This is a genomic window from Marinobacter qingdaonensis, from assembly GCF_034555935.1.
GTDB classification, from domain to species: Bacteria; Pseudomonadota; Gammaproteobacteria; order Pseudomonadales; family Oleiphilaceae; genus Marinobacter; species Marinobacter qingdaonensis.
Genome location: NZ_JAYDCJ010000003.1, coordinates 2,323,506 through 2,336,062, shown reverse-complemented (window position 1 = coordinate 2,336,062; position 12,557 = coordinate 2,323,506). Strand labels below are relative to the sequence as shown.

Annotated in this window: 12 protein-coding genes; 4 read left to right on the top strand and 8 right to left on the bottom strand. The window is 63.4% G+C overall.

All coding sequences use genetic code 11. The annotated features are described in order from the left end of the window. Positions 1 to 16: 16 nt before the first annotated feature. Together U5822_RS13940 and U5822_RS13935 are read left to right on the top strand one after the other, a co-directional pair. Positions 17 to 1,930 (top strand): propionyl-CoA synthetase, encoded by a 1,914-nt coding sequence (locus U5822_RS13940; RefSeq protein ID WP_322856935.1) that lies wholly within the window; start codon positions 17 to 19, stop codon positions 1,928 to 1,930. Positions 1,931 to 2,243: 313 nt separating this feature from the next. After that, positions 2,244 to 2,453: a cold-shock protein gene (locus U5822_RS13935; RefSeq protein WP_008169155.1), complete on the top strand. Its 210-nt coding sequence runs from the start codon at positions 2,244 to 2,246 to the stop codon at positions 2,451 to 2,453. Positions 2,454 to 2,543: 90 nt separating this feature from the next. Here the strand turns inward: U5822_RS13935 and leuA are convergent, their stop codons facing one another. Then, positions 2,544 to 4,238 (bottom strand): 2-isopropylmalate synthase, encoded by a 1,695-nt coding sequence (gene leuA, locus U5822_RS13930; RefSeq protein WP_322856217.1) that lies wholly within the window; start codon positions 4,236 to 4,238, stop codon positions 2,544 to 2,546. A 147-nt stretch (positions 4,239 to 4,385) separates the two neighbouring features. Here leuA and U5822_RS13925 point away from each other — a divergent pair, with 147 nt between their 5' ends. Together U5822_RS13925 and U5822_RS13920 are read left to right on the top strand one after the other, a co-directional pair. Further along, positions 4,386 to 4,883 carry an Lrp/AsnC family transcriptional regulator gene (locus U5822_RS13925; RefSeq protein ID WP_322856216.1) on the top strand — a complete coding sequence of 166 codons (498 nt, stop codon included), beginning with the start codon at positions 4,386 to 4,388 and terminating at the stop codon, positions 4,881 to 4,883. Positions 4,884 to 5,019: 136 nt separating this feature from the next. Further along, complete coding sequence (locus U5822_RS13920) at positions 5,020 to 6,753, top strand: proline--tRNA ligase (RefSeq protein ID WP_322856215.1); 1,734 nt, start codon at positions 5,020 to 5,022, stop codon at positions 6,751 to 6,753. Between the two features lie 52 nt (positions 6,754 to 6,805). On the opposite strand, the gene murB is transcribed toward U5822_RS13920, so the two are convergent. The 7 genes from murB to U5822_RS13885 are packed head-to-tail and all read right to left on the bottom strand — an operon-like array spanning position 6,806 to position 12,552. Further along, the gene (murB, locus tag U5822_RS13915) at positions 6,806 to 7,831 is read right to left on the bottom strand and encodes a UDP-N-acetylmuramate dehydrogenase (RefSeq protein WP_322856214.1); all 1,026 of its coding nucleotides are present in this window, start codon (positions 7,829 to 7,831) and stop codon (positions 6,806 to 6,808) included. After that, positions 7,828 to 8,307, bottom strand: coding sequence for a low molecular weight protein-tyrosine-phosphatase (locus U5822_RS13910; RefSeq protein WP_322856213.1), 480 nt, complete (start codon positions 8,305 to 8,307; stop codon positions 7,828 to 7,830). The genes murB and U5822_RS13910 overlap by 4 nt, the downstream gene beginning before the upstream one ends. After that, entirely contained in the window at positions 8,304 to 9,092 is a 789-nt protein-coding gene (gene kdsB, locus U5822_RS13905; RefSeq protein WP_322856212.1) for a 3-deoxy-manno-octulosonate cytidylyltransferase, read from the bottom strand. Before kdsB ends, U5822_RS13910 begins: the two co-directional genes overlap by 4 nt. Before the next feature lie 26 nt (positions 9,093 to 9,118). Then, a complete protein-coding gene (locus U5822_RS13900; protein WP_322856211.1) occupies positions 9,119 to 9,307 on the bottom strand; it encodes a Trm112 family protein in 189 nt (62 codons plus the stop codon). Between the two features lie 19 nt (positions 9,308 to 9,326). Continuing rightward, positions 9,327 to 10,355: a tetraacyldisaccharide 4'-kinase gene (gene lpxK / locus U5822_RS13895; RefSeq protein ID WP_322856210.1), complete on the bottom strand. Its 1,029-nt coding sequence runs from the start codon at positions 10,353 to 10,355 to the stop codon at positions 9,327 to 9,329. Next, positions 10,352 to 12,130 carry a lipid A export permease/ATP-binding protein MsbA gene (msbA, locus tag U5822_RS13890; protein ID WP_322856209.1) on the bottom strand — a complete coding sequence of 593 codons (1,779 nt, stop codon included), beginning with the start codon at positions 12,128 to 12,130 and terminating at the stop codon, positions 10,352 to 10,354. The genes lpxK and msbA overlap by 4 nt, the downstream gene beginning before the upstream one ends. Beyond that, positions 12,127 to 12,552 carry an ExbD/TolR family protein gene (locus U5822_RS13885; protein WP_322856208.1) on the bottom strand — a complete coding sequence of 142 codons (426 nt, stop codon included), beginning with the start codon at positions 12,550 to 12,552 and terminating at the stop codon, positions 12,127 to 12,129. Before U5822_RS13885 ends, msbA begins: the two co-directional genes overlap by 4 nt. Positions 12,553 to 12,557 lie beyond the last annotated feature (5 nt).

The window sequence follows — 12,557 nt, the reverse complement described above, 5'->3', positions numbered from 1 at the left end:
GCCTAGAGTTGTAGCAATACAATACAACAACAATAGGCCCAATGAGGTGGAACGCATGGACTACCACGAGGAGTTCCGACGGTCGATCGACCATCGGGAAGACTTCTGGCGCGAACAGGCCGGGCAGATCGACTGGATCAAGGCGCCCAAGACCATCTGGCAGCGAAGCAGCAACGGCCACGGCACCTGGTTCTCCGACGGCGTACTGAACAGCTCCGATGTTGCCCTGGACGCCAACATTCGGGCCGGACGGGCAGACCAGAAAGCGCTGATCTACGACTCTCCGGTCACCAACAGCCAACGCTCCTACACCTATCAAGAGCTGACCGATGCCGTCGCCCGATTTGCCGGTGCCCTGAGCGACCAGGGGATCAGCAAGGGGGATCGGGTCATCATCTACATGCCGATGATCCCCGAGGCGGTGATTGCCATGCTCGGCTGCGCCCGCATTGGCGCCGTGCATTCCGTTGTGTTCGGCGGATTTGCCGCCCACGAACTGGCGGTCCGCATCGACGACGCCACCCCCAAGGCCATCGTGACCGCATCCTGCGGCATCGAAATCGACCGGGTCATTGAGTACAAGCCACTGGTTGACCAGGCCATCAAGCAGGCCAGCCACAAACCCGAACGCTGCATCGTCTACCAGCGTCCACAGGCTCAAGCCCAGCTGCAGGCTGGCCGGGACCTCGATTGGCAAACCCTGGTTGCCGCGGCCACCCCGGCCGACCCGGTGCCGGTGCAAGCAACGGACCCGCTCTACATCCTGTACACCTCTGGCACCACCGGCAAGCCCAAAGGCGTGGTGCGGGACAACGGCGGCCACGCGGTCGCCCTCAACTACAGCATGAAGCTGGTGTACGACGCCAATCCGGGCGATGTGTACTGGGCCGCCTCCGACGTGGGCTGGGTGGTTGGCCACAGCTACATTGTTTACGGCCCGCTGTTTGCCGGCTGCACCACCGTCCTGTACGAGGGCAAGCCGGTCAAAACCCCGGACGCCGGGGCCTTCTGGCGGGTGGTCCAGGACCACGGGGTCAACCTGTTGTTCACCGCACCCACCGCGTTTCGGGCCGTCCGCAAGGAAGACCCGGAGGCGGACCAGCTGGCACGCTACGACGTGTCGTCCCTGAAGCGCATCTTCCTGGCCGGCGAACGGCTGGACCCACCCACCTACGACTGGCTGCGGGAACACACCCGCCTGCCGGTGCTGGATCACTGGTGGCAGACCGAAACCGGCTGGGCAATCTGCTGCAACCCGGTGGGGGTGGAGATGATGATGACCAAGCCGGGCTCGGCAACCGTGCCCTCACCCGGCTTCAATGTCCAGGTGGTCGACATGAACGGCCGTCAGCTTGCCGCCGGCGAGCAGGGCCAGATCGCCGTGAAACTGCCGCTGCCGCCGGGTTGCCTGCTGACCGTGTGGGGCGATGACGAGCGCTTCAGGCACAGCTACCTGGAGCCCATCCCCGGTTTCTACAGCTCCGGCGATGGCGGCTATGTCGACGACGACGGTTACGTGTTCATCATGGGGCGCACCGACGACGTCATCAACGTGGCAGGCCACCGGCTGTCGACCGGGGAAATGGAGGAGGTGGTGGCCGCCCACCCGGCGATTGCCGAATGCTGCGTGGTCGGCGCCCACGATGACATGAAGGGGCAGGTCCCGGTCGGTCTGGTGCTGGTGAAGGACGGCGCCACCATCGACCACGACGAACTCGAGGACGAACTGGTGGAAATGGTGCGGGACAAGATTGGCGCCATCGCCTGCTTCCGGCGCGCCATGGTCGTGGACCGGCTGCCCAAGACCCGTTCGGGCAAGATCTTGCGCCGGGTCATCCGGCAGATCGCCGACGGCGAAGACTACACGGTGCCGAGCACCATCGACGACCCGGCCATCCTGGAGGAAATCAGCCAGCGCTTCCAGCGCTGAGCCCAGTTCGCGGCCCCGACACCGAGCCTCGATTCGAGGCTCGGTTTTTCGTGTGTCCCAATCAGACAACCGGTTGTTTTTAAACTGTTTAAAACCGAGGCACAGGCACCAAAAAAAGCGTTGACGCCCCCCAAACTCGGTCTATACTGAAATTGCTGTGAAAATACAGCGGTATTTGGTGAATGCGCTACAACGTCCTGCCGAAGTGCTCTTCGTTGCTCCTTCCTCAGTACTCTCTGGATTTCTCAGCATTCATTCCACAAGGAATATGAAGGTCCCGTGAGGGCAAATTTCAGAAAGACAGGAAAGATCAATGTCCGATACTAAAACCGGCCACGTTAAGTGGTTCAACGAATCCAAAGGCTTTGGCTTCATCGCTCAGGATGGCGGCAGTGACGTATTTGTTCACTACAGCGCCATCAACGCTTCCGGTTTCCGCACCCTGACCGAAGGCCAGCAGGTGCAGTTCACCGTTACTCAGGGGCCGAAAGGTCCGCAGGCGGAAAACGTAACCCCGGTCTGATCGGAGTTACCCTTTCCGTCCTTTGCCCCTCACGGGCATGGGAAAATAAAAAAGCCGGCACCCGTGCCGGCTTTTTTGTGCCCAGACGCCTCAGGCGTCCACCGTCTCCCGACCTGAGGCGGGTTCCGGCATTTGCGTGCCGACCACCTGGGCCACGGCCGAGAACAGCGCCTGCAGCGTCGCGGACGTGGTGTCCTCCGCCAGTGCCGCAGCACTGCAATGCTGGTCGCTGGCCATCAGGCGTATGCACGCCAGGGCATTGGCATTGGTGCCCTCGCCCAAGGCGAATTCGTCGTAGGCCTCGACCGCGATCGTCACACCGAACCGACGCTCCAGCGCATCCGACACGGCTTCCACGGCTCCGAGCCCACGCCCCTTCAACACGATGGGGGTGTTTCCGGTGCCGACGGTCACCTCGGCCCAGACCCCGTCGGAATCCCGGTGCAGGTCGTAGGAGTTCAATGCCCAGTCGTCGTGCACCTTCAGGTAGCGCTGCTCGAACAGACGATGGATAGTCAGCGAATCGATCTCGCCACCGTTGGTCTCGGCCTCGCGCTGCACCATCTTGCTGAACTCGATCTGCAACCAGCGCGGCAGGCTGATGTTGTAATCCCGCTCCAATACGTAGGCCACGCCGCCCTTGCCGGACTGACTGTTGATGCGCACCACTTCCTCGTAGCGCCGCCCGACATCAAACGGATCGATCGGCAGGTAAGCCACGTTCCAGGCCTCGTCGGCCTTACGCCGGGCCAGGCACTTGCGGATGGCATCCTGATGGCTGCCGGAGAAGGCGGTGAACACCAGTTCGCCGGCGTAGGGGTGCCGGGGGTGGGTGGAGATCTCGGTGCAGGCTTCCACCACCTCGGTGATCTCGGCCATGCCGGACAGATCCAGAGTCGGGTCAATGCCCTGGGAATACAGGTTCATGGCCATGGTGACCAGGTCCATGTTGCCAGTGCGTTCGCCGTTGCCCATCAGGGTTCCCTCGACCCGGTCCGCTCCGGCCATCACCGCCAGCTCGGCGGCGGCCACCGCACAGCCGCGGTCGTTGTGGGTGTGCACGCTGATGCTCAGGTGCTCACGGCGCTGGATGCGGTCGCAGATCCACTCAATCTGGTCCGCAAACACGTTGGGGGTGGCCATTTCGACCGTGGCCGGCAAATTGATGATGACCGGCTGGCCCTGGTCCGGACGCCAGACCTCGGTGACCGCATCGATCACCTCGGCGGCAAAATCCAGCTCGGTACCGGTGAAGCTCTCGGGCGAGTACTGAAAGGTCCATTCGGTTTCAGGGTGACGGGCGGCAATGTCCCGCACCAACGTGGCGCCATTCACGGCGATGTCGCGGATACCGGCCCGATCCAGACCAAAGACCTGCTCCCGCTGCACCGTTGAGGTGGAGTTGTAAACGTGGACGATGGCCCGCTTGGCGCCGTTCAACGCCTCGTAGGTGCGCTCGATGAGCTCCGGGCGGGCCTGGGTCAGCACCTGGATCTTCACGTCCTCGGGAATGCGATCCTCCTCGATCAGCTTGCGACAGAAATCGAAGTCGGGCTGGCTGGCCGCCGGGAAGCCGATTTCAATCTCCTTGAAACCGAGCTTCACGAGCAAATCGAACAACCGCTGCTTCTGGGCCACGGACATGGGCTTGACCAGCGCCTGGTTGCCATCCCGCAGGTCGACCGCGCACCAGGTCGGCGCGGCTTCGATCACCCGGTCGGGCCAGCGGCGATCGGTTTTTCCAACAGGTTTGAAAGCGACATATTTACGGTGATCAAACGCCATTTCTGTCAGTCCTTGCGGTTGTCGATGATTGGTCTTGCACTGGTTAACCATGGTAGCGGCTCCGGACGGGCATAGGATTGCTTTTTTTGTAGCCAAGCCACCAATTCGGCTATATTGTGTTGATCAATACACAGTTTGAGCAACCCTATGCCCGAAAAATCCAGCAAACTCGTGAAAATTGATAAAACCGACCGTCGCATCCTGGAACAGGTCCAACAAAATGGCGCCCTGACCAACCAGGAGTTGGCCGACAAGGTCGGCCTGTCCCCATCGCCCTGCCTGCGCCGGGTGCGAGCGCTGGAAGAAGCCGGCGTCATCGTCCGCACGGTCACCGTGCTGGACCACAAGAAACTGGGCCTGTCGCTCACCGCCATCATCCTGATCGGCATGGACCGCCACACCCCCGAGCGGTTCGCCGCCTTCGAGGAGCAGGTGGCGGGCTACCCGGAAGTCCAGGAGTGTTACCTGATCACCGGCCAGGACGCGGATTACATGCTCAAGGTGGTGGTACCGGACATGGACCATTACCACCACTTCCTGCTGAACCGGATCACCCGCATCCAGGGCGTCAGCGGCGTCCATTCCAGCTTCGTGCTGCGCCGGGTGATCGACAGCACCGCCCTGCCCCTGGGCTACCTGTCCTGACCCCGGTCGAGCCGGGCTGGCCGGGACTGACCGAGCGGTCAGATTCGACCGTCGCCGTCTGTACCTTGTCGGGCAGGCTCCGTACAATAACCGCCACTGAACAACACCCTCTGATGTAAACCGAACGGAAGACACAATGCGAGCAAGCCGTTACCTCATTGCGACCCAGAAAGAGACCCCGGCAGACGCCGAAATCATCAGCCATCAGCTCATGTTGCGCGCCGGCATGATCCGCAAGCTCGCCGCAGGCCTCTACACCTGGCTGCCGATGGGGTTGCGGACCCTGCGCAAGGTGGAACGGATCGTTCGGGAGGAAATGGATAAGAGTGGCGGTCAGGAGGTGCTGATGCCGGCGGTCCAACCGGCGGAACTCTGGGAAGAATCCGGTCGCTGGACCCAGTACGGTGGCGAACTGCTGCGGATGAACGACCGCCACGGCCGTGACTTCTGCTTCGGCCCGACCCACGAGGAAGTGATTACCGATCTGATCCGCAACGAGCTGAAGAGCTACAAGGAACTGCCGGCCAACTTCTACCAGATCCAGACCAAGTTCCGGGACGAGCGCCGGCCCCGCTTCGGGGTCATGCGGGCGCGGGAATTCGTCATGAAAGACGCCTACTCGTTCCACCTGAACGCCGAGTCGCTGAACGACACCTACCAGGTCATGCACCGCACCTACTGCTCGATCTTTGATCGCCTGGGCCTGGACTACCGACCGGTACAGGCCGACTCCGGCGCCATTGGCGGCAGTGCGTCCCACGAATTCCACGTGCTGGCCTCCTCCGGCGAGGACGACATCGTGTTCAGCACCGAAAGCAGCTACGCCGCCAACATTGAAAAGGCCGAAGCGGTCGCCCCGGCCGGCGAGCGCCCGGCCCCGGGCGAAGCCATGGCCGAGGTGGCAACCCCGGGCCAACGGACCATCGCGGCGATCTCCGAGTTCCTGGAGCTGGACGTCAAACGCACGGTCAAGACCCTGCTGGTGAAAGGCGAAGCGGACGAAGACGGCAACGCCGGCCTGGTGGCGCTCATCCTCCGGGGCGACCACAGCCTGAACGAGATCAAGGCGGAGAACCTGGCCGGCATCGCCGAGCCCCTGACCATGGCCACCGACGAGGAAATCCTCGCCGCGGTAGGTTGCCAGCCCGGTTCCATCGGCCCGGTGAACCTCAACGTGCCGGTGATTGTCGACCGGAGCGCCGCGCACCTGGCGGACTTTGTCTGTGGCGCCAACAAGGATGACTACCATCTGACCGGTGTGAACTGGGAGCGGGACGTGCCGCTAGCCCGCGTCGAGGACATCCGCAACGTGGTCGAGGGCGACCCCAGCCCCGATGGCAAGGGCACCCTGGAAATCCGTCGCGGCATCGAGGTCGGACACATCTTCAAGCTGGGCAACAAATACAGCCAGGCCATGAACGCCACGGTGCTGGACGAAAACGGCAAGACCGCAGTCATGGAAATGGGCTGTTACGGCATTGGCGTGTCCCGCATCGTCGCCGCCTCCATCGAGCAGAACCATGACGACAAGGGCATTATCTGGCCAGACGCCATTGCGCCGTTCGAGATTGCCATTGTCACCCTGAACGGCCACAAGTCACCGACCGTGGCCGAAGCCGGCGAGAAGCTGTACGAACAGCTGCGCCAGGCCGGCTATGACGTGCTGCTGGACGACCGCAACGAGCGTCCGGGGGTTAAGTTTGCCGACATGGAGCTGATCGGCATCCCGCACCGATTCGTGGTTTCGGACCGGGGCCTGACCGCCGGCACCTTGGAGTACAAGGGCCGTCGCGACGCCGACAAGCAGGACATTCCGCTGGAGCAGGCCCTGCCATTCATGGTCAAGGCGTCACCGCGCAAGGGCTTGTGACACCGACCTGAGTGATCGCGGGCAAACCATCGGTTTGCCCGCCCTCCCCGGGCTATCGAACGATGCCCGGTTCCATTTCCAGCACCACCCCAAACTGATCGCGCACCGAATCCCGAATGGTCGCCGCCAAGGCCAGGATATCTCGGCCTGAGCCTCCGGAGTGGTTAATCAGCACCAAAGCCTGGCGATTGTGCACGCCCACCCGGGCATTGCGGTAGCCCTTCCAGCCGCAGCGATCGATCAACCAGGCCGCCGCCAGCTTCACGCCCTCAGACTGGGGATAGCCAACGATATCGGGATGACTCGCCTGCAACTCATCGAACTGGGCCGCCGGAACCACCGGGTTCTTGAAGAAACTGCCGGCGTTGGGAATCATCTCCGGGTCCGGCAGTTTACGCCGGCGAATCGCCATCACCGCCTCGGCCACAGCCATGGCCGTTAGCTCCGCAGGCTCCACCTGCCCGAGGTACGCCTCCAGATCGCCATAACCCAGGGCCAGCGGCTTGTCCCGAGCCAACCTGAGCCGGACTTCCAGGATTACGTAAAGCCCCGGGTTCTGCTTGAACAGACTGTCACGGTAGGCAAACCGGCAGTCGGCATTGGTCAGGGTGACCAGTTCGCCGGAGCGGCGGTCCAGTGCGGTCAGGGACTCCAGGGTGTCGCAGAGTTCGACCCCGTAGGCACCGATGTTCTGCACCGGTGCCGCGCCCGCGGTGCCCGGTATCAGGGCCAGGTTTTCGATACCGCGATAGCCGGCACCGGCGGCGTACAGCACCGCTTCGTGCCAGTTTTCGCCGGCCCCAAGCACCAGGGTTGCCGCCTGCTGGGCTGCCTGCTCCCAGGACCGACCGCGCACCGCGATCCGCACGACCAGGCCGGGGAAATCACCATCGAACACCAGATTGCTGCCACCGCCCAGGATCTGGACGGGGAGCCCCTTGGCCTCGGCCCAGCCGAGCGCGGCCTGGAGCGCCTCGGCGTCGGCTACTTCCTGGTAATAGCGCGCCACGGCGGGCACATGCAGGGTATTCAAGTCGCCGAGCTCGACGAATTCCCGGGGTTCCGCTTGAGCGCTCAAGCCAGACGCCCCCGAATGTCGGCCAGCAGGCCTTCGGCCGCCTCGTGGATCAGGTCGAGCACCAGCTCAAAACCGTCGTCGCCGCCATAGTATGGATCCGGGACTTCCCGATACTCGGACTGGCCAAAGTCGAGAAACAGCTGCGGCCGGGTCCCACCGGTCCGCTGCCAGGCCTCGGTGACATCGGCCAGATTCTGGCGATCCATCACCAGCACGTAGTCGAAGCCGGCCAGATCCTCGATGGCAAACTGGCGCGCCCGCAGATCACTGATATCGATACCGCGTTTGCGGGCCGCCTGGGTGGCGCGGGCATCGGGCGCCTTGCCCAAATGCCAGTCGCCGGTCCCGCAGGAGTCGATTTCAATGCGCTCCTGCAACCCGGAGCGGCTCACCAGATCCCGGAATACCCCCTCCGCGCTGGGCGAGCGGCAGATGTTGCCAAGACACACAAACAGGACTCGCACTGGTTCGGTCATGCTCTACCCCCCGTTGAAAACCATTGGCGCAGGCGCTCAAGATCGGCTTCGGTGTCGACCCCGGCGGGCGGTTTTTCCACGGCGACATCCACGTGAATGCGCGCCCCGTTGTACAGCGCCCGCAGTTGCTCCAGGGATTCCACCTTCTCGGTCGGGGCCGGAGGCCAGGCCACAAACTCGCCGAGGACACTGGCCCGGTATCCGTAGATGCCGATGTGGCGGAAGAACCCGACGCCATCCGGCAGAGAGGCATCCTTACCCGACAGCGGGCTGCCTTCCTGCCAGCGATCCCGCGCCCAGGGAATTGGCGCCCGGCTGAAGTAGTGGGCCATGCCCTGATGATCAAACACCACTTTCACCACGTTGGGATTAAACACCGTCTCCGGATCGTGCAAGCGCTCGCACAAGGTGGCAATCGCCGCCTCCGGATAACGCTCCAGGTTGTCCGCGACCTGATTGATCAAACCGGCGGGAATCAGGGGCTCGTCGCCCTGAACGTTCACCACCCGGTGCTCCGGGTCGAAACCCAGGGTCCGGGCCACCTCCTCCAGCCGGTCGGTACCGCTGGCGTGATCCGGTGAGGTCATGACCACCTCCGCGCCGAACCCGGCGCAGGCGGACCGGATGCGCTCGTCGTCGGTGGCAATCACAACCCGCTCCGCCCGGCTGGCGCACGCGCGCTCGTAAACGTGCTGGACCATGGGCTTGCCAGCAAGGTCGGCCAGGGGTTTCCCCGGCAACCGGGTCGAGGCGTAGCGGGCGGGAATGACGACCGTAAAGGACATGGCGGATGCCTCCTGGGAGGGATGGGTTAGTGCTTGTCGAGGCGTTCGTCGGTCGACAGGGTTCGGGCTTCACTGGAGAGCATGACCGGGATGCCTTCGCGAATGGGGAACGCCATCGCGTCCTGGTAGCAAACCAGTTCGGTACGGGCTTCGTTCAGCTTGAGGTCGCCTTTACAAACCGGGCACGCCAGCATTGCCAGCAATTTTTTATCCATGATGTGTTCTCACCGACGATTAAGAAATGATCTGCTCGGCACTGTGCTGAATCCTCGACAGCACCGACTCCGCAAAGTGTCTGGAAAGGCTGGCCCTGACGCTAAACACCCAGGCGTTCTCGGGCGCAAACTCTCGGCATTTGACCGCGTCTTTCGCCGTCATCACCAGCCACTGACCGGCGTCCGCCGCCAGATCCTCGGCCTTGAAGGCGTGATGATCGGGAAACGGCGCCTCGGACACCCGGGCTCCCAGGCCTCTCAGTGTATCGAAAAACCGCCCCGGGTTGCCGATCCCGGCCACCGCTCGCACCGATTGGCCCTGGAGGTCGCTCAGCGGCCGGCTTTCGCCGGTCTGCAGATGGACCAGGGAAGCCGGCTCCAGGGCCATGGTATGGATGTCCGGGTGTTCAATCCCGTCAAAGCTCTCCAACTGGACCTCGGGCTCAAAGTCGCCCCCATTGACCACGATGAAATCCACTGATGAGAGCCGGCTCACCGGCTCCCGCAGCGGACCGACCGGAATCAACGCCCCGTTGCCGGTGCCCCGGACGCCATCGAACACCGCCAGCTCCAGATCCCTGGGCAACTGGTAATGCTGCAGGCCGTCGTCACAGACCAGAATATTGCCGAGTTCCTGGGCCAGCGCCCAGTCGGCGGCGCGCCGACGGGATGGGTCCACCACCACCGGCACACCGGTGGTCTGGGCCAGCATGACCGGCTCGTCACCGGCCTGGCGAGCCGGGGTGTCGTTGGTCACTAACAGCGGGTAAGTCGGGGATTTGCCGCCGTAACCGCGGCTTAGGATGACCGGGCGCCAGCCCGCGGACTGAAGCTCACTGACCAGCCAGGCGGTCAGCGGCGATTTGCCGGTGCCGCCGGCGGTAATATTGCCAACCACCACCACCGGCGCCGCCAGCGCGTCATCCCGGACGTCCCAGGCCTTGCGACGGCGGGCGGTCGACACCGCCCGGTACAACCAGCTGAACGGCGCCAGGAACCCGAGCGGACGGCCCCTTCCGTACCAGAGCCGGTCGATCAGTGCGCTCATGCGTGTTCGCTGAACTGGATCTGATGCAGCTGCGCGTAGGCGCCACCGGCATCCAGCAGCTCGTCATGACGGCCGGATTCGACAATACGCCCCCCGTCCATGACCAGGATCCGGTCGGCCTTTTCGATGGTGGACAGCCGATGGGCGATCACCAGCGTGGTCCGGCCCTGCATTACGGTTTCCAGGGCCTCCTGGATGTGCCGTTCGGATTCGGTGTCCAGGGCCGAGGTGGCTTCGTCCAGGATTAGGATGGGGGCATTTTTGAGCAGCGCCCGGGCAATGGCAAGGCGCTGGCGCTGGCCACCGGACAGCATCACCCCGTTGTCGCCGATCATGGTATCGAGGCCCTCGGGCATCCGCTCGATGAATTCCAGGGCGTGGGCCTTGGCCGCCGCCTCGAGGATCTCCTCCCGGGAGCAGTCCCGCAGGGCGCCATAGGCGATGTTGGCGGCAATGGTGTCATTGAACAGCACCACGTTCTGGGTCACCAGGGCGATCTGGGAGCGCAGCGCCTTGAGCGAATAATCCCGCAGGGAATGCTCGTCAATCAGGATGTCACCGCCGGTATGGTCGTAGAAGCGCGGCAGCAGACTGACCAGGGTGGATTTGCCACTGCCGGAGCGGCCCACCAACGCCACACTCTGACCCGCCGGGATGGTGAGGGTGATGCCCTCCAGCACATTGTCGAGCTGGTCCCGGTACCGGAAGGAGACATTATCGAACCGGATGGTGCCTTCGACCCGCGCCGGCGCGTAGGTACCCGGGTCCTGCTCCGGCCGCTCATCGATGGTTTCGAACACGTCGTAGGCGGCAGCCACGCCCTTCTGGATCTTGGCGTGAACCGAGGTCACCTGGCGGATGGGCTTGGCCATGGTGGTGGCGGCCGTGATGAAGGCGACCAGTTCGCCGGTGCTCATCCCGCCCCGGATTTCCGGTGCGAGCATAGTCCAGACCAGGGCAGCGATGGCGACCGCCACCAACACCTGGATGACCGGCACGCTGATGGCCTGGGTGGAGGCCATTTTCAGGCTTTGCTTCAGGTTCCGGTCGTTCACTTCCCGGAATCGCTGCTGTTCGTAGTCTTCGCCCCCGAAGGTCCGGACCACCCGGTAGCCGGCAATGGATTCCGAGGCGACATGGGTGATATCGCCCATGGAGCCCTGGATGCGCTTGCTGATCTTGCGGAAACGTTTGCTGGCGTAACTGACCACGGCGCCAATGATGGGACCGACCGCCAGGAAAATCAGGGTCAATTTCCAGTTGGTGTACAGCATGAAGCCGAGCAGGCCCACAATGGTCAGCCCTTCCCGCAGGGAGATGGTCACGGCGTTGGTGGTGGCCTCGGCGACCTGCTCGACATTGAAGGTCAGCTTCGACACCAGCCGGCCCGCGGCGTTGTCGTCAAAGTAACGCGACGGCAGGGTCAGCAGCCGGTCGAAGACGTCGTTCCGCAGGGCGTTGATCACGTTACGCCCGACGTAGCCGATGAAGTACTGGCTCATAAAGGTGCCCAGGCCCCGAAAGGCAAACACACCGACAATCATCAGCGTCAACAGGATGCGGTTGCCATCGGTGGGATTCTCGATGGCCGCGATGACGTACTCCATGGCGGCCGCCATCCCGGTGGACGCCGCGGCATAGATCACGTTGCCAATGACGGCCAGCAGGAAGGCCAGCCAGAACGGTTTGACATAGGCCAACAGGCGTTTGTAGGTCTCCCAGCTGCCAGTGGGCGTTACCCGGCCTTCGGCGGGAAGCGGATCGGTACTGCTCACGGGCTTTCAGCCTCCCGCTCGGTGGTAATGCTGAGTTTGGCGAAGCCGAGGCGACCGGCGACGTCCATGGCCCGAACCACGAATTCGTGGGCGGTGCGGGCATCCGCGGTAATGATGAACGGCAGCGAGGTGTCGCCCTCCGCCAGCTCCCGCACGCCCCGCTCCAGGGTGTCGCGGCGGTTATTGACCAGGGTCCGGTCGTTCAGGGTGTACTGGCCCTCGGCATTGATCACCACGTCGATCTGCTTGACCTCGGCGGGCGCGGCCGGCTCACCACTGGCTTCCGGCAGTTCAACTTCCAGGTGACTCTCCCGGGTGAAGGTGGTCGAAACCATAAAGAAAATGAGCAACAGGAAAACCACGTCGATCAGTGGCGTCAGGTCTACCCCGACTTCCTGACTTCTCTGGCGCTTGAACTTCACGGCGT

What these genes read in the sequence shown, in the direction of transcription:
- U5822_RS13935 (WP_008169155.1), top strand. Translation starts at nt 2,244, where the DNA reads ATGTCCGATACTAAAACCGGCCACGTTAAGTGGTTCAACGAATCCAAA.
- leuA (WP_322856217.1), bottom strand. Translation starts at nt 4,238, where the DNA reads ATGGCGTTTGATCACCGTAAATATGTCGCTTTCAAACCTGTTGGAAAA.
- U5822_RS13925 (WP_322856216.1), top strand. Translation starts at nt 4,386, where the DNA reads ATGCCCGAAAAATCCAGCAAACTCGTGAAAATTGATAAAACCGACCGT.
- U5822_RS13920 (WP_322856215.1), top strand. Translation starts at nt 5,020, where the DNA reads ATGCGAGCAAGCCGTTACCTCATTGCGACCCAGAAAGAGACCCCGGCA.
- U5822_RS13910 (WP_322856213.1), bottom strand. Translation starts at nt 8,307, where the DNA reads ATGACCGAACCAGTGCGAGTCCTGTTTGTGTGTCTTGGCAACATCTGC.
- kdsB (WP_322856212.1), bottom strand. Translation starts at nt 9,092, where the DNA reads ATGTCCTTTACGGTCGTCATTCCCGCCCGCTACGCCTCGACCCGGTTG.
- U5822_RS13900 (WP_322856211.1), bottom strand. Translation starts at nt 9,307, where the DNA reads ATGGATAAAAAATTGCTGGCAATGCTGGCGTGCCCGGTTTGTAAAGGC.
- lpxK (WP_322856210.1), bottom strand. Translation starts at nt 10,355, where the DNA reads ATGAGCGCACTGATCGACCGGCTCTGGTACGGAAGGGGCCGTCCGCTC.